Annotated in this window: 24 protein-coding genes and 1 pseudogene; 13 read left to right on the forward strand and 12 right to left on the reverse strand. The window is 39.7% G+C overall.

Going from position 1 to position 24,252, the window contains the following annotated elements:
- Both HZC45_07280 and HZC45_07285 read right to left on the reverse strand, forming a co-directional pair.
- Positions 1–567 (reverse strand): hypothetical protein (locus HZC45_07280; protein ID MBI5682949.1); only part of this gene is annotated, 567 nt, incomplete at its 3' end.
- Between the two features lie 12 nt (positions 568–579).
- Positions 580–2,700, reverse strand: a complete 2,121-nt coding sequence (locus HZC45_07285; protein MBI5682950.1) for a glycine--tRNA ligase subunit beta — start codon at positions 2,698–2,700, stop codon at positions 580–582.
- Positions 2,701–2,955: 255 nt separating this feature from the next.
- Here HZC45_07285 and HZC45_07290 point away from each other — a divergent pair, with 255 nt between their 5' ends.
- The 13 genes and pseudogenes from HZC45_07290 (at position 2,956) to HZC45_07350 (ending at position 14,060) form a co-directional block, all read left to right on the forward strand.
- Positions 2,956–3,612, forward strand: a complete 657-nt coding sequence (locus tag HZC45_07290) for a GntR family transcriptional regulator (protein ID MBI5682951.1) — start codon at positions 2,956–2,958, stop codon at positions 3,610–3,612.
- Positions 3,613–3,631: 19 nt separating this feature from the next.
- Positions 3,632–4,585, forward strand: a complete 954-nt coding sequence (locus HZC45_07295; protein MBI5682952.1) for an RluA family pseudouridine synthase — start codon at positions 3,632–3,634, stop codon at positions 4,583–4,585.
- Between the two features lie 63 nt (positions 4,586–4,648).
- The gene (locus HZC45_07300; GenBank protein MBI5682953.1) at positions 4,649–5,695 is read left to right on the forward strand and encodes a phosphoribosylformylglycinamidine cyclo-ligase; all 1,047 of its coding nucleotides are present in this window, start codon (positions 4,649–4,651) and stop codon (positions 5,693–5,695) included.
- Entirely contained in the window at positions 5,692–6,345 is a 654-nt protein-coding gene (locus tag HZC45_07305) for a phosphoribosylglycinamide formyltransferase (GenBank protein MBI5682954.1), read from the forward strand. Before HZC45_07300 ends, HZC45_07305 begins: the two co-directional genes overlap by 4 nt.
- A gap of 21 nt (positions 6,346–6,366) precedes the next feature.
- Positions 6,367–7,503, forward strand: coding sequence for an FIST C-terminal domain-containing protein (locus HZC45_07310; GenBank protein ID MBI5682955.1), 1,137 nt, complete (start codon positions 6,367–6,369; stop codon positions 7,501–7,503).
- 12 nt (positions 7,504–7,515) lie between these two features.
- Complete coding sequence (locus HZC45_07315) at positions 7,516–8,724, forward strand: hypothetical protein (protein ID MBI5682956.1); 1,209 nt, start codon at positions 7,516–7,518, stop codon at positions 8,722–8,724.
- A complete protein-coding gene (locus HZC45_07320; GenBank protein MBI5682957.1) occupies positions 8,724–9,362 on the forward strand; it encodes a site-2 protease family protein in 639 nt (212 codons plus the stop codon). Before HZC45_07315 ends, HZC45_07320 begins: the two co-directional genes overlap by 1 nt.
- Positions 9,363–10,391 (forward strand): tryptophan--tRNA ligase, encoded by a 1,029-nt coding sequence (trpS, locus tag HZC45_07325; GenBank protein MBI5682958.1) that lies wholly within the window; start codon positions 9,363–9,365, stop codon positions 10,389–10,391. It abuts the gene before it with no gap.
- On the forward strand, positions 10,388–11,107 hold the full coding sequence (locus HZC45_07330) for a segregation/condensation protein A (GenBank protein MBI5682959.1): 720 nt from the start codon (positions 10,388–10,390) through the stop codon (positions 11,105–11,107). Before trpS ends, HZC45_07330 begins: the two co-directional genes overlap by 4 nt.
- 20 nt (positions 11,108–11,127) lie before the next feature.
- On the forward strand, positions 11,128–11,781 hold the full coding sequence (locus tag HZC45_07335) for a ThaI family type II restriction endonuclease (GenBank protein ID MBI5682960.1): 654 nt from the start codon (positions 11,128–11,130) through the stop codon (positions 11,779–11,781).
- Between the two features lie 3 nt (positions 11,782–11,784).
- On the forward strand, positions 11,785–12,717 hold the full coding sequence (locus HZC45_07340; GenBank protein ID MBI5682961.1) for a site-specific DNA-methyltransferase: 933 nt from the start codon (positions 11,785–11,787) through the stop codon (positions 12,715–12,717).
- A 67-nt stretch (positions 12,718–12,784) separates the two neighbouring features.
- A pseudogene (gene scpB, locus HZC45_07345) lies at positions 12,785–13,330 on the forward strand (SMC-Scp complex subunit ScpB).
- A complete protein-coding gene (locus HZC45_07350) occupies positions 13,317–14,060 on the forward strand; it encodes an rRNA pseudouridine synthase (protein ID MBI5682962.1) in 744 nt (247 codons plus the stop codon). The pseudogene scpB and the gene HZC45_07350 overlap by 14 nt, the downstream one beginning before the upstream one ends.
- Before the next feature lie 61 nt (positions 14,061–14,121).
- On the opposite strand, the gene HZC45_07355 is transcribed toward HZC45_07350, so the two are convergent.
- The 10 genes from HZC45_07355 to HZC45_07400 form a co-directional block, all read right to left on the reverse strand.
- Entirely contained in the window at positions 14,122–15,450 is a 1,329-nt protein-coding gene (locus tag HZC45_07355) for an aspartate aminotransferase family protein (GenBank protein MBI5682963.1), read from the reverse strand.
- Entirely contained in the window at positions 15,447–16,805 is a 1,359-nt protein-coding gene (gene rimO / locus HZC45_07360; GenBank protein MBI5682964.1) for a 30S ribosomal protein S12 methylthiotransferase RimO, read from the reverse strand. Before rimO ends, HZC45_07355 begins: the two co-directional genes overlap by 4 nt.
- A gap of 128 nt (positions 16,806–16,933) precedes the next feature.
- Positions 16,934–18,433 (reverse strand): PQQ-binding-like beta-propeller repeat protein, encoded by a 1,500-nt coding sequence (locus HZC45_07365; protein ID MBI5682965.1) that lies wholly within the window; start codon positions 18,431–18,433, stop codon positions 16,934–16,936.
- On the reverse strand, positions 18,408–19,055 hold the full coding sequence (locus HZC45_07370; protein ID MBI5682966.1) for a histidinol phosphate phosphatase domain-containing protein: 648 nt from the start codon (positions 19,053–19,055) through the stop codon (positions 18,408–18,410). The genes HZC45_07365 and HZC45_07370 overlap by 26 nt, the downstream gene beginning before the upstream one ends.
- Positions 19,056–19,080: 25 nt before the next feature.
- Positions 19,081–19,581 carry a bifunctional nuclease family protein gene (locus HZC45_07375; GenBank protein MBI5682967.1) on the reverse strand — a complete coding sequence of 167 codons (501 nt, stop codon included), beginning with the start codon at positions 19,579–19,581 and terminating at the stop codon, positions 19,081–19,083.
- Between the two features lie 46 nt (positions 19,582–19,627).
- Positions 19,628–20,980: a tRNA (N6-isopentenyl adenosine(37)-C2)-methylthiotransferase MiaB gene (miaB, locus tag HZC45_07380; protein MBI5682968.1), complete on the reverse strand. Its 1,353-nt coding sequence runs from the start codon at positions 20,978–20,980 to the stop codon at positions 19,628–19,630.
- A 193-nt stretch (positions 20,981–21,173) separates the two neighbouring features.
- On the reverse strand, positions 21,174–21,308 hold the full coding sequence (locus tag HZC45_07385; protein ID MBI5682969.1) for a hypothetical protein: 135 nt from the start codon (positions 21,306–21,308) through the stop codon (positions 21,174–21,176).
- Between the two features lie 381 nt (positions 21,309–21,689).
- Positions 21,690–22,454, reverse strand: coding sequence for an SPOR domain-containing protein (locus HZC45_07390; GenBank protein MBI5682970.1), 765 nt, complete (start codon positions 22,452–22,454; stop codon positions 21,690–21,692).
- Between the two features lie 71 nt (positions 22,455–22,525).
- Complete coding sequence (gene ychF / locus HZC45_07395; protein MBI5682971.1) at positions 22,526–23,473, reverse strand: redox-regulated ATPase YchF; 948 nt, start codon at positions 23,471–23,473, stop codon at positions 22,526–22,528.
- Positions 23,474–23,496: 23 nt separating this feature from the next.
- Positions 23,497–23,787: a hypothetical protein gene (locus HZC45_07400; GenBank protein ID MBI5682972.1), complete on the reverse strand. Its 291-nt coding sequence runs from the start codon at positions 23,785–23,787 to the stop codon at positions 23,497–23,499.
- Between the last annotated feature and the right edge of the window lie 465 nt (positions 23,788–24,252).

A 24,252-nucleotide genomic window follows, 5' to 3' on the forward strand; every position in this document is an offset into this window, starting at 1 on the left:
GTATGCACGATTGCATTTTTGACACTGAGGAATAATGTTTCCTTCAACCAGCGGTTTTGCTGAGTCAATATGCGCTTTTTGCAGTTTTGTTATTGTGTTCGGATAGTGGATATTTTTCTTTTCTTCTTCAGAACCGCAGGTGGCGCAGCGATTTCCATATTGCTGCTTTATTTTATCCCAATCGCCTGTCGCTTCAATTCTGTGTCCTTTGAAATTAGGATACGGTCTTTCCAAAGTAATCAACCGGTATTCTCCGCTTTTCTTCACATGGACATTGTCTCTGCCGCCTGCTGAAATAAACCACCCCTTTTGCGCTCCGAGATGCCTCGCCTGTTGAACATCATTTGTTTTAGGATAAAATTTTCTGATGAATTCAGTAAGTTCCTCCTTCATTACAGAGACAGTGCTTGGATAAAACCTTGCAAGATAAACCAAAACCAAGGCATCCTTAACATAATTTCCGTCCGCATCTTTCAACTTCGGTAATTTGACACCATGTTTCTTTAGATATTTTTCATGGTAATCTGTAACAATTTGATATACTTCTTCAATCTCTCTATTTGTCATATAATTTCTCTATTACACCTGTAATCTTGACAAATCCGCAATCTGATAATAAAGATTTCTAACCATATTAAGCAAAATCAGGCGGTTTTTGCAAATCCTCTCATCATCAACCATAACCATTACCTTATCAAAGAATGTATCTATCGTTCCTTTTAGAGATGCTAAAGTTTCAAAGACCTTTTCGTAATCGCCTTTTCGCCAGTATTCGTCTATTTCCGGCGCTATCCTTTGTGTAATCTCAAAAAGTTCATTTTCATTCGGATATTCAAACAGAGAGGCATCAATCCCTTGCCCCTTGACCCTTGTCTCTTGTCCCTTCAAGATATTTGAAACCCTTTTAAATGCAATCGTCAATAAAGAGCATGCAGGATTTTTCTTGAATCCCTCAAGCGCCTTTATCCTTTGGACAGCATCATTTATATCATACCAAGGCGCTGAAAGCACAGCGTCAATTGTATCAAAAGAATAGCCTTGAGAAAGAAGTTGGTTTCTCAGCCGCTCTTTAAAAAATTCAAGGACATCGTTTTTAATACTTGTCCCCGAAGGTTGTAATCGGGGATCGGATGCGGGTCTTTTAATTTTATCGTTTAAGAGTTCAATTGACTTATCAACAAGTCCATCAATCGGCAGGATAAAACTTTTATCAATTATTATTGCAATAATGCCAAGCGCCTGCCTTCTGAGTCCATAAGGGTCTGCGTTGCCTGTCGGAATAAGTCCTACGCTGAAACATCCGCAGATTGTATCCATCTTATCAGCAATGCTTATGAGCGCCCCTGCCATGCCTTTAGGGAGTTCCCCGCCGGCAGATACAGGCATGTAATGCTCAAGTATTGCATCAGCGACATCTGGCAATTCTCCTGATTTAAGCGCATACTCTTTTCCCATAATCCCCTGAAGTTTAGGAAACTCTCCGACCATGCCCGATACCAAATCAGCCTTGCATAGATATGCTGCCCTATCCACCGTCTGCTGCGACTGCGGAGCGATACTTTCAGATATAAAATTAGCCAGCGCCTTAAACCTTTCCGCCTTCTCATACGATGTCCCGAGTTTTTCCTGAAACACAACACCCTTTAACTTGTCTGCATACTCTGCAAGCGGCGTCTTCAAATCCTTTGCATAATAAAATCTTGCGTCATTGAGCCTTGCCCTTAAGACCCTTTCATTGCCTCTCATAACAACCTTCGGGTCTTTTGCCTTTGTATTTGCAACAAATATAAAATATGGAAGCAGGCAGTCATTTTCGTCAACTACAGAAAAATACCTCTGATGTTCGCGCATTGCATTTACAACAACCTCTTTTGGTAAACTCAAAAACTCTTTATCAAAACTCCCCATAAGCGCTTGAGGATATTCAACCAGATATGCAACCTCTTCCAACAAAGCATCATCCTTCAAAACCCTTGCCCCTTGCCCCTTGCCCCTTGCCCCTCTCAAAGACTTTTCAATCTCTCTGGCAATGATATTCTTTCGCTCACACGGGTCAATTATTACAGATGCCTCTTTTGTCTTTTTAAGATATGTTCTTATGCTGTCAACCCTAAATGGTTTGGGGCTTAAAAATCTGTGTCCATAGGAAAGGTTGCTGCTTTTTATATGCCCTAATTTGAAAGGTATAATATCTTTGCCAAATATAGCGCAAAGCCAGTGGACAGGTCTTGCAAAGGTTACATCCCAGTCGCCCCATCTCATTGCCTTTGGAAATGGGATAGAGCCTATGACATTTGGCAGGATTTCTAAAAGGATAATCTCTGTCTTTTTCCCTTTTATCTCTTTTCTTATGCAAAGATACTCACCTTTTGGCGTCTCTGCAATCTTTAACTCGCTTACCTTAACACCCTGAGATTTTGCAAAGCCCTCTGCTGCCTTTGTAGGTCTGCCGTTTTCATCAAAAGCAGATTTTTTTGCAGGGCCTGTTAATGTAGTTTCTTTATCAGGCTGTTTTTCATCAAGAGATTCAACAAGGACTACAAGCCGTCGTGGTGTTCCAAAAGGCTTTATGCCTTTAAATCCAAGACCACTTTCATCCGATGCCTGTTTAATCAATCTGGAAAAGGATTCAAGAGCCTTTGGAATAAAAGCGGCTGGTATTTCTTCAGTTCCAATCTCTACAAGTAGGTCTTTTGGCATAGGTTTTAGGTTATGGGTTCTAGGTTTCAGGTGTTAGGTGTCAGGTTTCAGTAAAACCTAGCACCTGTAATTTACCAAATCCATACTTCTTTGCAAGATTTTTTTGGTATGAGGTATTTACTGAGGTATTTACAATCTTGCCTTTTCCCCAAAAATCAATGTCTATTTTTTTTTTTTTTTTAAGCCTTGTTATATGCTATTTTGGACTTGATAGTGGTAAAGGTCTTGAGTATTTAGAAGTAAGGCAAGGGGTGTATGCTATTGGAAAGGTATCCTACTTTAAGAGAGAGGATTGTAGATAGTATTAAAGAGGCGGTTATCAAGGGCAGCCTCAAGCCGGGTGAAAGGGTGCCAGAGCCTGAACTTGCTGAGAGGTTTGGCATAAGCAGAACGCCGATAAGAGAGGCATTCAGGCAGCTTGAAATAGAAGGTTTTATAACTGTAACACCCAGAAAAGGGGCTATTGTAAGCCCGATAACAGATAAGGATGTAAGGGATTTCTATGGAATCAAGGGTGTGCTTGAGGGTTATGCAGCAAAGACATCCTGCCATAAGTTGACAGAAAAAGACCTTCAAAAGATGGAGCATCTTAATGAACTTATGATGAGGTGTGCAGAAAAAAATGATGCAAAGACATTTTCCAAAATTGACAACCAATTTCACGATGTGTTTCTGAAGGCAGGCGGTAATGAGAAACTATGGAAACTCCTGCATAATCTTGTCCAACAGTTTGAAAGATTTAGGATGGCATCTATATCGCTGCCGGGCAGGATGAAGGGGTCTATAAAACAGCATGGGGATATAATAAATGCCTTTAGAAGAAAGGATGTAGACCTTGTTGAGAGACTTGTAAAACTGAATGCAGAAAAAGGGGCGGAGCTGCTTGTAAAGGAGATATTAAAGGAAAGATAAACCCAGATTCTGCACGAATATGACCCTATTTTATAAACCTACCCTAAAAGATTTAAACGAAAGACTTGATATATACCTTTCAAAAAAGATACCTGATATAAGCCGTTCCCAAATAAAAAAACTGATAGACAGTGGTAATGTATTATTAAACAATCTCCCTGCAAAATCAGGCTCTAAACTCAAGGATACGGATGTTATTAGTGTATGCATTCCTGAAATAAGACCGTTAGATGTAGTCCCTGAAAATATTCCGCTAGATATCCTTTATGAAGATAAATCAATAATTGTGGTCAATAAACCAGCAGGTATGGTTGTCCATGCGGGCAGCGGTAATACAGAAAAGACACTTGTAAATGCACTTCTTTATCACTGCAAAGACCTGTCAGGTATAAACGGGATTTTAAGGCCAGGCATTGTCCACAGGCTTGACAAAGATACATCAGGCACTATGGTGGCTGCAAAAAATGATAATGCACATAAATCCATTGCAAGACAGTTCAAGGAACATACTGTGGTCAAAAGATATATTGCGATTGTATGGGGTATTGTTAAAGACAATGAAGGGAGGGTTGATTTGCCAATAGGAAGACATATCACTGTTAGACAGAGGATGTCTGTGAAAACAAAGAAGGGCAGAAGGGCTGTAACATATTATAAGGTTCTGCGGAGGTTTAACAATTTTACACTCCTTGAAATCAGGATTGAAACAGGCAGAACCCATCAGATAAGGGTGCACCTTTCCTCCACACACCACCCTGTGGTGGGAGATTATGTTTACGGTAAAAAAAGCATACCTGCCTCACTGCATCCTGAAGTCTGTTCAGCCGTTCAAGGATTAAAAAGGCAGGCATTGCATTCGTCTGTTCTTGGTTTTATCCATCCCGATACATGCAGATATATAGAATTTGCAAGTCCCCTGCCAGATGATATGGACACTGTAATAAAAACTCTGGGGAAGGCAGATACAAAGTAAAAGATTGACTTTATAGGAGAGTTTGGGTATCTTTTGTGAGGGTTTTATAACAATAATGACAGGATGCCTATGGGAAAACTAACTTATAAAAGTGCTGGTGTGGATATAAAGGAAGGCGAGAAACTTGTAAATCTGATAAAACCTATGGCAGGCACAACAATCAGGAAAGAGGTGCTTGGAGGGATAGGGGGTTTTGGTGCGTTCTTTGCCATTGATACAAAGAGATACAGGGAGCCTGTAATTGTATCATCAACTGATGGTGTTGGCACAAAACTGAAACTCGCATTTATGATGGACAGGCACGATACAATTGGGATTGACCTTGTTGCAATGGGTGTAAATGATATTATTGTAAGCGGTGCAGAACCTTTATTCTTCCTTGATTATTTTGCAACAGGCAGACTTCATGCAAAAAAGGCATCACTTGTAATAAAGGGAATCGTAAAAGGGTGTAAAGAGGCTGAATGCAGCCTTGTCGGCGGCGAGACAGCAGAGATGCCTGACTTTTATAATAAAGGCGAATATGACCTTGCAGGCTTTTCCGTAGGTGTCGTTGAAAGAGAGGCTATAATAGACGGCTCTCTTATAAAGTCCGGGGATAAGGTCATCGGACTTGGTTCCAGCGGTCTGCACAGCAACGGGTTCTCCCTTGCCAGAAGGGTCTTGTTTGAAAAACTTGGACTGGATGTAAAAGATAGTGTGACAGGTCTAAAAAGAACAATCGGCGAAGAACTCCTAACCCCAACAAAGATTTATGTGCAAACCATAAAGGCACTTTTAAAGGATTTCAGGATAAAGGGGATTGCCCATATTACAGGCGGCGGTATGATTGAAAATATCCCAAGGATACTCCCTAAAAATATTAAGGTAGTCATAGCAAAAGATATGTGGGAAATGCCGTTTATATTCAGATTTATTCAGGACACAGGCAAAATTGATTTATCAGAGATGTTCAGGACATTTAACTGTGGGATAGGCATGGTGCTAATAGTTGCAGATGAGATATCCGGCAGGGTTATGCAAAAACTCAAACAGATAAGACAGACTGCGTATTTGATAGGAGAGGTAGAGCGTAAAACAAAGGGAGAAAAAACAGTCCTAATAACATGATAAATCTAGGTGTTCTGGTATCCGGAAGCGGGACAAACCTTCAGGCAATAATAGACGCAATTGAGGCGAAAAAACTCAAGTGCAGCATAGGTGTTGTGATAAGCAATAGTCATGGTGCCTATGCTGTTCATAGGGCAAAAAGGCATAATATCCCTGTTGAAATAATACCTAATAACATTGCAAACACCCGTGAAGATTATGATACGATTATTATAGATACCCTTAAAAGATATTCTGTAGACCTTGTTGTTATGGCAGGGTTTATGAGGCTGCTTACCCCAAAATTTGTAAGGGCATTCCCCATGCGGATTATGAATATCCATCCTGCGCTCCTGCCTGCCTTCCCTGGTCTTAATGTGCAAAGAAAGGCTGTTGAATACGGCGTGAAGTTTTCAGGCGCTACTGTTCATTTTGTTGATGAGGGGGTTGATACTGGTCCTATAATTATTCAGTCTGCTGTGCCTGTTTATGATGATGATACAGCAGAAACACTCCGCCAGAGAATCTTGAAAGAGGAACATAAAATATACCCTTATGCGATTCAACTTTTCGTTGAAGGAAGGCTTGAGGTTAAGGGCAGAAGGGTTATTGTAAAAGAACATCCGAAGATAAAAGGCAGTATGCAAAATCCTTGTTATGCAGATGATTAATTTATTTTAAGGATAAAGGATATGAACACTATAGGGGTTGGTTATTCAACAGAACATGACGCACTTAAGGCTGGCAGGGTATCTACTGAAAATGCCATTCATGAATTAGGCGGAAAACCATCCCTTTTTGTTGTCTTTGCCGCCTCTGGTTATGACCTTTCCTCGCTTATTCAAGGTATAAAATCAGTTTCAAAAAAGACCCCGGTTATAGGCTCATCAATGGGCGGCTGTCTGCATTCAAAAGGATACTATGCAGGAGATGGTGTATGTGTTGGCGCTATAAAGGCAAAGGATGTCTATACCTTTTATAGAGAAGGGATTTCAAAGGGTGGTAGTCCGGGAAAGGATATAGGAGATGACCTCTGGACCAAGGTAAAAGACAGAAAGGGCAACCCGCTTTTATTTTTGCTTTTTGACGGCAATAGTCCCGGCATTACCAACACATTAAGGGACATTTACAGAACCATTGATACAACATGCAATTATTTTGGAGGCGGTGCAGGTAGTAATGTTGACAACATTGATGCGTATCAATTTACTGATACAACTATTATGCAAGATGCATGTGTTGGAGCATTATGTTTTTTTGAAAAAAAATATTCAACAGGTGTTGCACATGGTTTTAAACCCATGAGTTCTCCTATGCTCGTAACAAAGACTAAAGGAAACTTAATCACTGAACTGGACTGGCAGTCTCCATTAAAGGTTTATAAAGAGATTATAGGTGAGGATAAACCATGCTCTATTCTTGGGCTTAATTATCCATTAGGCATAATGAGGATGAGGGGAGATCGTCTGATAAGGGACCCAATAAAAGAGGATGGGGATTATATACAACTATTCTGCGGTATAGAAGAAAATACAGTTGTTCAGATAATGAAAGGTAGTAAAAAGGATATACTTGATGCTGAGAGGTCTGCAATAAAAAAGGCTTTATCAGAAATAAAGGGTAAGGCAGGCGGAGGAATAATTTTTTCCTGCATATCAAGGTACGCACTTTTAAAAGATAAGTATGGCGAAGAGATGAAAATTATAAAAGAACTTATCGGAGATGTGCCATTTTTCGGGTGTATGAGTTTTGGAGAGGTAGGCATACTTGACCTTGGTATGCCTATGTTTCATAATAAAACGTTTTCATGCCTCTTGTTTGAGAAATAGGTAATTAGTGTTATGCTTATAAAAAATAGCGACAAGATAACAACCCTGTCAGTGATGTATGAAATCATATCCTCTATGGGAAAGACTATGGATTGGAGGGAGGAGATAAGACACTTTCTTGAAAAGGTATCTTTCTTCTTCGGATATGAGGTTGCCTCTTTTTTAAGGTTTTCAACAAAGAAGAAAAAATTCTACCTTGAAGAAGTCATTGGCTTTCCAGAGGGGAAAGAACTTATTGAACATGAGATAGATTCAGGATACGGTGTTGAAGAGGTGATGGAAAGAGCGCCGTTTATAATCCAGTCCATTTCACCAAAAAATACCCCCTTCATCATGCACCCCATTTTAAGACCAATGGTAAGGTCGCTTGGATTTTTCCCTGTTAAAAGAGAAGATGATAAACTTTATGGGGTGGTCAGGCTTTTTAGTTTCAGAGAAGACGGCTTTCCTGATCCTTATCCCGCAATGATAACCTCTCTATGCAATAGTTTTTCACTTATTCTCTCACATATTGATGCAAAAAATGAAATTCTTGAAACAAAAGAAAAACTATTCCATTCACAAAAGATAGAGGCTATTGGAAGACTTGCAGGTGGTATTGCCCATAATTTCAATAACCTCCTCGCAATTGTAATGGGTTATGCCTCACTTCTTAAAGATAAAGAGGAAGAGCCAGCAAATATCATGGCATTAAATAACATCATATATGCTGCAGAAAGGGGAAAGACCCTTACATATAACCTTCTAGATTTTGCCCGTGCAGGTAAAATGGTAAAGGAACCTCTGTTACTTACAGAATTGCTTGATTCTGCACTGAATATAATAAAAGAGACTGTGGGAAAAGGAATAGTGGTTGATATGGGTATCTCTGCAAGTGTAAAGGTAAAAGGGGATAGGACTAAACTCTCTGATGCCTTTATGAGCATTATCTTTAACTCCATAGAGGCAATGCCAGAAGGTGGAAGAATGCAGGTGTGTTTAGTGCCGCCTAAAAAGAAAGAAAATATGGCGGTAATATCCTTCAGAGATACAGGGCATGGAATGAACAAGGAAACACTTGAAAGGGTATTTGAGCCATTTTTTACAACAAAGGAAATGGGTGCAGGGCTTGGACTTACAACAGCATATGGCATAATAAAAGAACACGGAGGATACATTAAAATAACCTCTAAACCGGGGAAGGGAACAGAGGTAAAGGTTTACCTGCCTGTAATAAAATAATGGAAGCGATTGTCCAAAAAATAGCCATACTTGCATTTCCTATACTCCTTGCAGTAACCCTGCATGAACTCGCACACGGCTGGGTTGCTGATAAACTTGGAGACCCTACGGCAAGACTTTTGGGAAGGCTTACGCTCAATCCAATAAAGCACCTTGACCCTGTCGGCACACTGGCTTTTATCATAACAGGAATGATAGGTTGGGCAAAACCTGTGCCTGTAAATCCGCTTAATTTAAAAGACCACAGGAAGGGTATGATGTGGGTTGCTTTGGCTGGTCCTGTAACAAATCTGTTTATTGCTGCGGTAAGCGCAATAATACTGCGGCTTACACTTAATACAGGTTTGCTCCTAAACCCATCATTTACCTTTATAACAGCGCCGCTTTTAATGATGCTCCATGCAAGCGTTATAATAAACATCGGTCTTGCTGTATTCAATTTTCTGCCCATACCGCCGCTTGATGGCGGCAGGGTGATGGCAGGGCTTCTGCCGTATAATATGGCAGAAACATATTCAAGGATAGAGCCTTACGGCTTTGTTATCCTAATCATCCTTATATTCACAAATTTTGTCCATATCGTCATATCGCCTATAATCCTTGCGATAGCAAGATTATTCCTTGGGGGAAATTTCTAAATGGCAAGGCGTATTCTGAGTGGGATGAGGCCTTCAGGCAAACTCCATCTTGGACACTATCACGGTGTGCTTAAAAACTGGCTGAAACTCCAAAACCTGTCCCCGAATGCTACTATCGGGGATGAATCAGAATGCCTTTTCTTTGTTGCTGACTGGCATGCCCTGACAACAGAATACAATGACCCAAAAAACATTCAGGAAAATATAAATGAGATGGTTATTGATTGGCTGTCGGTTGGCATACTGGGGACAGATTTAAAATCTGTCCCCAACTCAGCCATATTTCTTCAATCTGCTGTTAAGGAACATGCAGAACTCCACCTTTTATTATCAATGATAACACCAACTTCATGGCTTGAGAGAAACCCCACTTACAAGGAGCAGGTGGAAGAGGTAAAAGATAAGGATTTGCATACATACGGTTTTCTTGGTTATCCTGTTTTGCAGACAGCTGATATAATTATTTATAAGGCAAATGCTGTTCCTGTGGGCATTGACCAGGCGCCTCATCTTGAACTCTCAAGAGAAATCACAAGGAGGTTCAATTTCCTTTACGGCGAAACATTTCCTGAGCCACAGACCTTGCTAACGGAAACGCCAAAACTTTTAGGCACAGACGGCAGAAAGATGAGCAAGAGTTATAACAATGCAATATTTTTATCAGACCCGCCTGATGCGATTGAGAAAAAGATTTTGCCGATGTTCACAGACCCTGCAAGGAAAAGAAGGACAGATGTCGGCAATCCTGAAATCTGCCCTGTGTTTTTCCTGCACAAGATATATTCTTCTGCTGATGTAATCCAAAGGGTTGACGAAGGATGCAGAACCGCTGGCATCGGCTGTATAGAGTGCAAGAAATTTGTGATTCCAAAGATCATAGAGGAATTAAAGCCGATACAGGAAAAAAGGGCGGAGATTGTGAAAAACCCTGATATTGTGAATGATGTGCTGAACAAGGGAAATGAAAAGGCAAAAAAGATTGCAAAGGAAACAATGGAAGAAGTGAGGAAGGTATTGCATCTGCAATGAAAGTCAAACTTGAAATATTCGAAGGTCCTTTAGACCTCCTGCTTCATCTCATAAAAAAGAATGAGGTTGATATTTATGATATTCCTATTGCAGCGATTACAGAGCAGTATCTTGAATACATTGAAGTTATAAAAGAACTGAACCTTGATATTGCAGGCGAGTTTCTCTTGATGGCAGCAACGCTTATCCATATCAAAAGCAAGATGCTTCTGCCTGTATCAGAAGAAATAACAGAGGAAGAGGAGGGCGAAGACCCAAGGCTTGAACTCGTCCGAAGACTCCTTGAATACCAGAGATACAAAGAGGTGGCGCATGAACTTGATAAAAGGGAAATACTCGGTAGGGATGTTTGGACAAAGTCTCATTTTCTGATGGACGGCATAGAAGGTGATGAAGGGCTTGTAGAGGTATCTATATTTGAACTGCTTGAGGCATTAAAGACTGTTATTGAAAAGGCGCCAAAGACAATTGGTTTTGATGTATCAGTAGAAAAGATTACAATCGCTGACAGGATAAATTTTATAATGGAACTTTTGGGCAAAGAAAAGAGCGTGACATTTTTTTCGCTTTTCCCATCTGGCAGCGCCCGCGCCGATATTGTTATAACATTCCTTGCAATGCTTGAACTTACAAAGATGCATTTGATAAGGATTTTTCAGTCTGTTGAAGATGGGGTGATAAGGCTGTATGTGCCGGAAAGCATGGATGGAGTTTAATTCTGGAGGCAGATAAAAAAATGAACAGCAGAGCGTTTGAAATCTTTGAAGACAATGTTTTTATAGAAAGAATCAAAAATAAACTTCCTCATCTATTCAGCATTGCTGAATTAGAGAGTTCAAGGGCTGGAAAGATAGGAATGGAGGTTGGGTCAACTAGAGAAAAGATTTTAATAGCCATGCTTATATACAAATTCGGCGAAAGAAATGTAGAAACTCAAATTCCTATTACCGAGTCAGAAGTAGATGTCCGATTATTTGGCAATCCCCTCTCAATAAAGACAATAACAGGAAATGGCGGAGTAAAGGTTATCTGGACAGTGGACGCGCCAAAGGCTTTGGAATTCTTTGAGACTTACACTCCTTCATGTGAGATATTGCTTGCACATATTAAATGGGATTTGAAAGAAGAAGATATTAAAAAAAGTGTTAACACAGGAGGTCTTTTCTTGATACCCGTGGATGTTCAAAAAAGAATTTTAAACCAGATTGGAAAAGAGAAGTATTTAAAACTGCCGAAAGTAGGAACAAACCCTCGTGGTGTTGAAATTAGTAAAGATGGGCTTATTATGCTTTTACAAGATAAAGAGACAAGATGCATAGAAATCGTTTGGAAACATTCTAAAATGGAGTATAATCCCTACAAAAGATGGGTGGATTATTGGAAGGAATAAAATATGAAGCCTAATAATAGAAAGAACGGCACTAAAACAAGCGCCTTTGGCTCTCCGGGTAGAATTGGTCACGACTCTACAAAGTTTTATAGCAGCAGATTATATGAAGGGCAAAAGATACCCGCGAATGTAACATGTATTGAAAACCCTATCAATCCTGCAATTCTAGATAAAATATATTGTAAAAACAGCGCGGTAATGGAAAATATCCCTGACTGCAGCATTCACCTTATGGTTACATCACCGCCCTACAATGTGACAAAAGAGTATGATGAGAATTTATCATTGGACGAATACAGGAATTTACTCAAACGGGTTTTTAAAGAAACCTATCGGGTTCTTGCTACAGGTGGCAGGGCATGTGTGAACATAGCAAATCTTGGGCGGAAACCCTATATTCCGCTTCATAGTTACATAATTCAAGATATGCTGGAGATTGGTTTTCTTATGCGTGGTGAAATAATCTGGAATAAGGCGGCAAGTTCTAGTCCATCTACTGCATGGGGAAGTTGGCTGTCTGCTGGCAATCCAGTATTGAGAGATATTCATGAATATATTTTGATTTTCTCAAAAGGGTCTTTTTCAAGGAAACGGGGCAATAAAAAAGATACTATTACTAAAGAGAACTTTCTTGAATGGACAAAAAGTGTATGGACATTTCCAGCGGTTTCAGCCCGTAGTATAGGGCATCCTGCGCCATTTCCAGAAGAGTTGCCTCACAGATTGATTCAATTATATACATTCAAAGAAGATGTTGTTTTAGACCCTTTTTGTGGGAGTGGAACAACTTGTCTTGCTGCATTGAAGGCAGGGAGGCATTATATAGGTTGTGATATTAAAGATGAGTATGTAAAATTAGCAGAGCAAAGGATAAAGGAATACACACAACAAATTACAATCCCTTTTATTGAAGTTAAGACTAGTAACTTGAGATGATGCAGCATAAAAGATTACAAAACAGATGGATAATAATAGTAATTTTTCAGTTAAGGAGTAACCCCTGATGGACAAAGATTCTTTAAAACCAATTTTAGAGGCAGTAATATTCGCATCTGAGCCGCCGATTAGTCTTGACAGGCTCATGAATGTCCTTGAAGGCGAGAGGCGGGATGAGGTAAAGACGGCATTGAAAGAGATGCTTGAGGAATTTAAAGATTCCCAGAGGGGCATATTTCTTGAAGAGGTCGCAGGCGGGTATCAATTCAGGACAAGACCTGAATTTGCATCATGGCTCAAGAAACTTTTCAAAATCGGTCCTCAAAAATTAAGCAAACCGTCAATGGAAACACTTGCAATGATTGCATACAAACAGCCGATAACAAGGATGGAGATTGAGGAACTGCGGGGCGTTGATTCAGGCGGCGTGTTAAAAACGCTCATGGACAGAAATCTCATAAAGGTCATCGGCAGAAAAGAAGTGCCGGGCAGGCCTGCTGTTTACGGAACCACAAAGGAATTCTTAGAGGTCTTTGATTTAAAGGACTTGTCCAGTCTGCCGACATTAAAAGAGATTGCAATGCCAGAGGAGGAAGAAATTGCAGGAGAGATTACAGAAGATAATAGCGCAAGCAGGGATAGCGTCCAGACGGGCAGCGGAGCAGATGATTCTGGAGGGGAGGGTCTTGGTCAACAACCGGACAGCAGCAGAACTGGGGACCAAGGCTGACCCTGAAAAGGATATAATAAAAGTTGATGGCAAGAGGATATTGTTTGATACTCAAAAGGTCTATATCCTTCTGAATAAGCCAAAGGGATGCATATCTACAGCATTTGACCCGCAGCAAAGAGAGACAGTTGTTGACCTTATAAAAACAGGGGCAAGGGGCAAGGGGCAAGGGGCAAAGATAAAGGCAAGGGTATTCCCTGTGGGCAGGCTTGACTTTGATGCTGAAGGTGCAATCCTCCTTACAAACGACGGCGAACTCACAAACAAACTCATCCACCCGAGATACAAAATCCCCAAAAAATATCTGGTAAAGGTCAGCGATGCGCCTGATGAAAAGGACATTGAAAAATTAAGAAAGGGCGTTCATCTTGAGGACGGAAGAACTTTGCCTGCTGATGTAAAATTTGTTAAGAAAACAGAGACAAACTCATGGCTTGAAATAACTGTTTATGAAGGAAGGAACAGGCTTATAAAAAGGATGTGCTTTGCAATTGGACATTCTGTTCTGAAATTAAAAAGGATAGAATTTGCAGGCATAAAGTTGGGAAATTTAAAGCCTGCAGAATACAGGTTATTGACAAAAAGAGAGGTTGAAGGGCTGAAGAATTTATAAGAAGGAAAAGCGGAAAATTTATTGTAGTGGCGTAATGTAATATAATATGTAATGAAGTATCCTATCTTAAAGAAAGATTGGTCGCTATAGAAGAATGGATTATGGCATTTTCAAGTATTTCAAGTGCCTTTCTCATCTCGTCTATTGTTGTTATTAAAGGCGGCATAAAGCGGATGATGTTTTTGTCAATTCCGCATTTTATGAGGATGAGTCCATCTTCTTCACACTGGTTACAGACCTTTTTGCAGAATTCTGCATCAGGGGATTTATCAGTTCCTGTCTTGCTGCTTGACAGGACAGGCTTTATAAATTCAATCCCTATCATAAAACCAAGCCCTCTTACATCACCTATTGCAGGATATTTTTTTTGTAAATCCTTTAACCTTGTCAAAGCATAATTACCGCCCTTTTCTGCATTATCAAGCAAATTATCCCTTTTAATCGTCTTAATTGTTGCAATGCCTGCTGCACATGAAACAGGGTTTCCGCCGAATGTTGTGCCGTGTGCACCATATGACCACTTTGACATGATTTCTTTTGTCCCTGCAACTATAGACAAGGGAAAACCAGATGCAATGCCTTTAGCAATGGCTATAATGTCAGGTGTAATATTAAAATGCTCTGATGCAAACCATTTGCCTGTCCTGCCAATGCCTGTCTGTACTTCGTCAAGTATCATAAGGATGCCGTGCTCTGTGCAAAGATTTCTTAATTCAACAATGTATTCCTTTGGAGGCACAGCATAGCCCCCCTCACCTAAAACAGGCTCAATAATAATGGCTGCAATCTCTTCAGGGATTATTTCATGCTTTAGCATCCTTTTTAAATATTCAAAACAATCCATTGAACAAGTATCCCTTGTATGCCCGAGAAAACATCTATAACAATATGGGTAAGGCGCTCTGAACACAGAAGGTAAAAGCGGATGATAGTTTTTCCTGTATTTTGCACTTGATGTGGTTAGTGTTAATGCGCCAAGTGTCCTCCCGTGAAATGCGCCTGTATATGCAATTATCCCCTGCCTTTTTGTTACAAACCTTGCAAGTTTTACTGCACCTTCAACAGCCTCTGCACCGCTGTTTGAAAAAAAGAACATATCAATGCCATCAGGGGTAATCTCTTTTAATTTTTGTGCAAGGATAACCTCTGACTCATAGCGAAAGATACAGCCTGAATGAATGATTTCATCCAGTTGTCTTTTGACAGCATCAATTACAAGAGGCGGACGATGCCCTACATTTGTTGTTGCAAGTCCTGATGAAAAGTCCATATATCTCTTGCCATCTTGAGATTCTATATACAAACCTTCTGCCTTTTTGACAATGATGTCGGTATGAAATGTTAAGGCAGGCGTCAAAAGTTCCTTTGCATGGTTTAATAAGTCTTTCATGGCATCTCCTTAAATCTTGGTAACAGTTTATCTTCTTCCATAATCTCCCCTGCCATATCATACTCCCCTGCCTCTGTTATCTCTACAGAAACTATATCACCCGCATTGGCTGTGCCGCTTGTTATGTATGTGATGCCGTCTATGTCAGGTGCCTGTGATACTGCCCTGCCTTTTAACAGCAAATCCGTCTCATCGCTTACACCTTCAACCAGAACCCTTACAACTGAACCAATAATCCCCTTATTATGTTCAAGGGAAATCTTTTTCTGCACATGCATTATCTTTCTGAGCCTCTTTTCTTTTACCCAGTCTGACACCTGATTTTTCATTTTGTATGCAGGTGTGCCTTCTTCTTTTGAATATTTGAATACGCCGAGCCTGTCAAATTTTATGCCTTTTACAAAGTCCATAAGTTCATTAAAATCATCTTCGGTCTCTCCGGGGAAGCCAACTATCATAGATGTCCTAATGATGGCATCAGGGATTTTATCTCTTATTTTTTGTATAAGTTTTGTAATCCCATCCCTTGTTGTAGTTCGGTTCATTGCATTTAAGATTTTCTTGCTTATGTGCTGGATTGGTATGTCAAAATATTTGCACATCTTTTTTTCATCTCTAATAAGTTTGATGAGGCTGTCTGTAATTTTGCTTGGGTAAAGGTATAATAATCTGAGCCATTCTATGCCTTCTATTTTTACCAGGCGCCTTAAAAGTTCCTCAATGGTTTTTGAATCCCTATCCATTCCAAATGATGTTGTATCCTGTGCAATAAGGTTAATCTCTTTAACACCCTGTAATGCAAGGTTTTCAACCTCTTTTACAATTGATGTAATGCCCCTGCTTCTGAATTTGCCCCGTATACCCGGAATTGTGCAGTAAGAGCAGTCATTTGAACAGCCTTCCGCTATCTTTATATATGCAGAATATCTCGGTGTTGCAAGGATTCTTGGGGTATTGTAATCATGGATATAGACAGGTTTGTCAACTATAATCCTCTCTGCCCCATTTTTAATTATATCGGCAATCCTAAAATATTCGCCTGTCCCAATAAAATAATCAACCTCTGGCAGTTCATCCGCAAGTTCATCCTTGTATCTTTGAGTCAAACAGCCTGTTACAATAAGAAGTCTGCATCTGCCTGTTTTCTTATATTCTGCAAGCCGTAATATCTCATCAACGGATTCTTTTTTTGCATCACTGATAAAACCGCAGGTATTAACAATAAGGATATCTGCATCATCTTCATCTGAAACGAGATGATACCCATCTTCTTTTAAAATACCCAGCATGACCTCAGAGTCCACCAGATTTTTTGGGCATCCAAGACTAACAAGGCATACACTTCTATTTTTCATCTAAAAATAACCTCACAAGCGGTTGACTACATCACTGGCACACCGTCTGGGCAGGAGGCTTCTAGAGGATTTTTCTCCCATAAGGGAGAAAAATGGTTTGCAGGCGGGGTAGTCAACCGCTGAACTATTTACTGGGATGAATATATGTATAATTTCCCTTTATTATTTGCAAAGAGGAGTTTGTTATACGCAGCAATAGGGGTTGTAGATATGGTAGAATTTATATTTTCGGTCCATACGATTTCACCATTATCTATATTGAATATGTCAATATAACCTTCATACACTGTTAAAAATTCCACATCAAGAAATGTCTTTGAATAGTTTGATGCAACTATAAGATGGTTGCCAGCAATGATTGCTGATGCAGGGTTTCCTTTGGTAACCTTTTCTCTCCACAGACTTTCCCCTGTAATCTTATTTACAGCAAATATCTGTCCTCCCTGATTCAGGAGAAAGATAGTATTTTTCTTTATTGCAAAATCAATGGACTTGGTAATATCAAATCTCCACCTTTCATCGCCTGTTTCAGCATCCAGAACAATCAAAACCCCCTCGCCATTTATCAGGTATATCTTACCGCTGTCTATTACAGGTGTTGAACGGACATAAATATCTTCCTCGTAAATCTTTTTCTTCCATATTTCTCTACCGGATGGTGCATCCATATTTACTAGAAATCCATCTGAAAAAACCATATACACCCTGTTTTTATAATACGATGGAGAGGCATATTGTCTCTGTGTTATACGCTTTACAAATGTTCTGTTGTAGTGCCATATCTTTGCACCTGTTGAGGCATCCAGTGCATATACCTTGTCATCAACAGAAGAAAAATAGATTATATTGTTTATAATCAAAGGCGAGGATATAATTTCTGCCTTTATATTGAAATGCCACACCTCTTTTCCATTCTTTGCATCAAGGCAGTAAAGTATGCCGTCATTTGTGCCAAAATAGATTTTGCCCATGAAATATGCAGGTGAGGATTCAATTGCGCCGCTTGTTTTAAACTGCCATAGTGCCTTTTTATCGTTTAAATTGAGGGCATAAAATATCTTGTCAGTGCTCCCTATAAAAGCAACATTGTCAACAACTGCAGGTGAAGAGTTTTGTGTGGGATACATGGGCAGGATATTCCAGATGTTTTTCAAATCAAATGTCCAGTATGACCGAAGCGGCGGCTTTATGGTATCTTCAGTTAATCCGCTCCGTGATGTGTCCTTGAGGTATGTGTCCCATGAATCTGTTTTTATTTCAACAGGTGGAGGTGCAGGTGTCTTTTCTATTGCAACCTGTTTTTTAAAGTTAAAACTAAAATTGAGTGATGAGCAGGCAGGCAGTGTTGAAATGATAAAAAAAATAATGGGGATGTAAACCCGAAAAATGCACTTGATTTTTATGTTTCGGGGCAAACGCAAGATTTGAGCCAAAGACAAGGAAAAGATGGCTGAACAAAACGGAGCATACTGTTTTAAGTATGTGAGTATTTGGACAGACAGATTTGACGCAGTATTTGACCAAAGATTGCGTTTGCCAAAAAATGTAACTGCATTTTTTGGGTAAACGGCTTTTATCCCCTGACTATTACCTTTATGCCTATTATCTAATCCTTTCCACAATATCATTGGCATTCTTCTCCATTTTTATAATATCATCTTTTTCCAGTCCTGCACCCTTTGCAACAATCCTTGCCATACAACTATCCAGAAGGTCTGACGGAGAATGGGAATCGCTGTTTAAAACCAGATTTGCACCGCACCTCATTGCTGCCTTTGCAACATAACCATTGGCAAGGCTGTGTCCTTTCCTTGCACTGATTTCAAGATACACACCTAATTCTCTGGCAAGTTTAACATCCTCTTCTTTTATAAAACCAGGGTGCGCAAGTATGTCTGTCATGGATTCAATGGCAATTCTATTTGTCCCATCTGCTACAGGCTCTACAGGCGTCTCGCCATGGACAACAACAATCTTTGCCCCAAGTTCCCTTGCCTTTTCTACGAGACCTTTAATATGTTCAGGAGGGCAGTGAGTCAATTCTATACCTGGTATAACCTTTATCCTTTCGGTTAGATTAAGCTCCTTTGCAACAAGGACAATACGGGGGATTATGAAATCAATATTAGAGGCATCTGCATGATCTGTTAAGGCAATGGCAGTGTAACCCTTTACCGCTGCCCTTCTGACAATCTCAGATGGCAGTAGTTCGCCATCGCTAAAAAGTGTATGTGTATGCAGATCTATCATTCCTATCTGTCTTGCTTACCCTTCTTTACATCTTGTATTTCCCGAACTCTTCAGGGGAAAGGTTTTCTAATATGTCCAGCCATTCTTCTGATTTCACATCTTTCGGATATTCTTTAATCTTTCTCAAATCAATATTTCTGGATTTTTCAATAACCTTGCTGCTAACAAATATAGGGCTATTTGTTCTCATTGCCAGTGCGATTGCATCGCTTGGACGGGAATCTATTACATGCAGTTCTGACATCCTCTTAAGATGGATTGCAGCATAATAGACATTATCCTTTAGATCATTTATCTCAATCTTTAATATATCAATACCTGTAGTCTTAAGGATTTCCTTTAGCAGGTCATGGGTTAAAGGTCGGGAAAGTTTTATCTTTTCCAATTCTACAGCAATAGCGGTTGCCTCCATAATGCCTATCCATATAGGAAGGGCATTCTTATCTTCCAAGTCTTTTAGAATTACTATTGTTGCATTTGTGTATGGGTCAACCGCAAGGGCTGACACCTTCATTTCTAATAACATATATCCCTATCCATTAAACCCAAATCGTGCATAATCTGGGTTAAAATCAGACAATAATTCCTTTAAGTGAATTAAAATGCCCAGTTATTATTCTAACAGATAAAACCTTTCCAATCAAATCAATTGTGCCAGAAAAATTTACCACCCTGCCGCATCGGGTTCTTCCTGTAATCTCATTCATAGAATCTTTTTTGCTCGTCCCATCTGCTAGAACCTCAACAACCTTTCCAACTATCGCCTTATTCTTTTTGAATGTTATTTCCTTTTGTATGCCCTGTAAAATAGAAAGCCTTTTCGCTTTTATCTCATCAGTTACCTGCTCATCATATCCTGCTGCCTCTGTTCCGGTCCTTGGTGAATAATTAAATGAGAATATATTGTCATATTCAACAGTCCTGATGACATCCATAGTATCATCAAAATCCCTTTCAGCCTCTCCCGGAAAGCCGACAATAATGTCAGTGGTTATTGCTATATCAGGGCATGCCTTTCTTATTCTGTCAATCTTTTCAAGGTAATCTTTTCTTGTATAACCACGGCGCATACCTTGTAATATCTTATCAGAACCTGACTGTATCGGGAGGTGGATGTGACTGCATACCTTTGGCTCGGATGCAAGGACATCAATAAGTTCATCTGATATATCCTTTGGATGAGAGGTCATAAATCTTATCCTCTCTGTGCCATCAACCATAGAAACTGCCTTTAATAAAGAAGGGAATGACATATCGCTATATCCATTATTGCCGTAAGAATTTACATTCTGTCCAACAAACATAACCTCTTTGATGCCGCCTTTGGCAAGCCGTTTAATCTCTGAAAGTATATCAGAACTCTTTCTGCTGACTTCTCTGCCCCTGACATAAGGGACAATGCAATATGTGCAGAAATTGTTACAGCCCCGCATTATACTGACAAAGGTTTTGACCCTGTTTTTTTCTAATGGATAATCAAAAGAATCCTCGGGGTCTGCTTCACTGCTTAACTCAACACTAACTATCCTTTGCCTTTTTTGTTTTATATTATATATAAGTTCAGGAAGTTTGTGAATGGTGTGTGTGCCAAAAACAATGTCAATGTGGGGTATCTTTGCTAAAAGGTTTTCTCCTTCCTGTTGTGCAACACACCCGCCGATACCTACAATCAGGTTATTATTTGCCTCTTTATAATCCTTAAACCTGCCTAAGGCACTATACACCTTATGCTGTGCCTTATATCTGATACTGCATGTGTTTAATATGATAATATCCGCACAACTCGGGTCTTTTGTTATCTTGTAATCCATTTTATTAAAAAGCCCGATTATCCTGTCAGAGTCATTTTCATTCATTTGACAGCCAAAAGTTTGGATGTAGACTTTTTTGCCGAAATTTTTGTAACTCTTTAATTCTTTTGACATTCTGATTCTTTCCTCACTTCTGAAATAAAATATTTCTTTTAAATTGTTTTTAAATGGGCGACACAAATAAGGAATCTCGATTTCGTTCGCCCCTGCTAGACACTATCATTGCCACTATTTTATTTGAATTGACATGAAAAGTTACATCCTCTATAGCCTTCACCGCGCCATAAGAAACACTTATGTTTTTTCTTCAAGCAACAATTTTTCTCCTTTTCCCCATATACGCATCAAGGACATCTTCATTACTCCGTATTTCAGATGGTGTGCCTTCCTTTCCATGGTTAAGGACGATGATATTGTCAGAGATATCCATCACAACCTTCATGTTATGAAACCTTTGAAAAACTCACAAATTCGTCATTCCCCGACTTGTTCCCCCGAACAAGTCGGAGGACGGAATCCAGTGTTCTTTAAAATCAAAGGCTTCTGGATTCCGTCCTTCTGCCTGTGCGTGCCCGCACGCAGACAGGTCGCGGGAATGACACTAAAACAGTATTTTTCAAAGGTCTCGTTATGTTCAATAAAGAGGACTTTCTTACCTGAGGTCTTAAGCCCTTCTACAATCTCAAGGAGTTTAGGTATCGTGTTCGGGAAAACACCTGCTGTGGGCTCGTCAAAAATAAAATTATAAGGACAACCAGCCGAAAAATAAAGAGAAATCTGATGACAGAACAATTTTTTACGAGAAATATTTTTTTAGTATCAACTAGTTATTATTCAGCAATATCTCATTTTTTGTTGGTTTTGTTGTCCAGATACCTTTGATATTATATGCCCTTGCTATCTTTTTGCCTTCTGCCTTTGCTGTCTCTTCAGACTGGAAAAAGCCTACCCTTAACCTATACCATATTTTGCCTTTTGGATTAAACTGGATGATATAGGCATTATATCCATCTTCCTTAAGTTTTCTTACAATAGATTTTACATCATCATCCATTGTTGTATAAGAAGCAATGTGCAATGTCCATGAGCCGCCTGTAATCTTTTTTAATTCTTTTTTTTGCTGTATTTTTTGTTCAGTGGATACCTGTTTTTTTGTTTCTTTTATTTTTTGAGGTATTTTTGTGTCGGGTTTATCTTCATTTTTTGCTGTAAGTATCTTTTCATGGAGTCTTATTTCTGGTTTCTCCTCTTTTTTCTCTATTTTCTTTACTTCATCAGATTTATTGACAGACAGGCTTTTTTCAGTCTTTTTTATTTCTTCATTAGGTGTACGAAGGTTTTTTTCTTTTGACTTTACTATGGTGTGCGGCGGCTCTTTAACAGTTTTTTTAGCATCCTGTGAAGGCTCTGCCTTTTCCGGAGGCACCTGCGGTAGTTCTTTTTTCTCTTCCAGAGGTATTTCTACCCGTACCCTTTTTACAACCTTTTCTTGTCTTGCTTTAGCAGTGTTTGAATAAAAAAAATAGGTGCCAGCACCCATCATAACAATCAATCCTGCCGCAGCAATTATTATCTTTATATTTTTCAACCCTTATCCTCTTAATCACATACCTCTAATGGTAAAAGTATAACACATCCCTTTTTCATATCAACAGTTTTTTAAACTGCAAATCTAAAATATATTACATCTCCATCCTTTACAATGTATTCCTTCCCCTCAAGGCGCATCAATCCTTTCCCCTTTGCCTTTACTTCAGAGCCTGAATTTATATAGTCATTATATGATATAACCTCTGCCCTTATAAAACCCTTTTCAATATCAGAATGGATTGCGCCTGCTGCGATTTGCGCATTTGTCCCATTTTTTATTGTCCATGCCCGGACCTCTTTTTTGCCTGCTGTAAAAAATGTTATTAAACCCAATAATTCATGCCCTTCTTTCGCAAGCCTGTCCAGACCCGATTCTTTTAAACCAAGTCCTTTTAAAAACTCTGCCATTTCATTTTCTTGAAGTTCTGCGATTTCTGCCTCAACCTTTCCGCACATAACAACGAGCCTTGCGCCTTCGTTATCTGCAATGTCCCTCACCTGTGACACATGAGGATTGGGGACAGATTTTAAATCTGTCCCCAATCCTGCTTCATCCACATTTGCAACATACAAAACATGTTTTGCAGTCAAGAGATTCAGTTCCTGCAAAAGTTCCTGCATATCATCATTTAACTCAATAGACCTAATCGGCTTGCCATTCTCAAGTGTCCCTTTAAATATCTTGCACGCATCCGCCGCTGCTGCAACAGCCTTTTTATCGCCTGTCTTTGCAAGCCGTGCAGTCTTGTCCAGCCTCTTTTCAACTGCCTCTAAATCTGCAAGGATGAGTTCTGTGTTTATTATCTCAATATCCCGTTTAGGGTCAACACTGCCTGCAACATGAATCACATCAGGGTCTTCAAAGCATCTGACAATATGCGCAATCGCATCAACAGTTCTTATATGCCCGAGAAACTGATTGCCAAGCCCCTCGCCCTTGCTTGCGCCTTTCACAAGCCCTGCGATGTCCAGAAACTCCACCATTGTCGGCGTAACCTTTTCCGGTTTGACTATCATCTCTGCAAGTTTATTGTAAAATTCTATGCCTTCACAAACATCTTCATCGCCTGCATAACATCTGCTGTATCCAGATTTCCCCTGATACCTTTATCAAGAAAAAGTTCAAGGGTCTCTATCTGTGTCCGACCCAGAAGCCTTGATGCCTCTGCAAGAGAGAGTTTCCCGAATTTATACATATTGGCTACATAGGTCTCATACCCAATCCTTATAAGTTTCCGTATTGCGGTTGCCTCTTCTACCTTTTCTTCTTTTTCAACCACTTCAATGGCATCCATAATTTCATCAGGCATCCTTATAGATTTTATTTTCATGGCTTCCTCCGCTGTTCTATGAATATCTTTGCTGCAAAGTATTCGTTTTCGCTGATATACTCTGAAAGGGCGTCAAGTTTTCCCATTGCTTCACTTTGGGTTAAATATCCTTGTTTCAATAGCAGCGCTACAAAAACCGCCGGGGTAATATATGGTTTAGAGGCAAATTCTAAATTCTAAATCCGAAATTCTAAACAACATCAAAATCCAAAAATGCTCTTTGTCATTTGGGCTTTGGATTTAATTTGATATTTGAACTTTGGATTTTGAATTTGTTTAGGATTGCTTGGATATTTCGGCGCGTCCCCACGCCGAAATGCACTGGCTTATAAAGGAATGGTTTCGGTGTGAGAACACACCGAAACATCTAACAGTCCCTTTGCCTTTCCCCTGTCAACAACTTCTTCCTTGACAAGATGAGGCATCGCTATATCAAAGGCATTGCAAATATCTTCCTTTATGCCC

It is taken from the genome of Deltaproteobacteria bacterium (genome assembly GCA_016223005.1).
Classification (GTDB): Bacteria; Desulfobacterota; GWC2-55-46; order UBA9637; family GWC2-42-11; genus JACRPW01.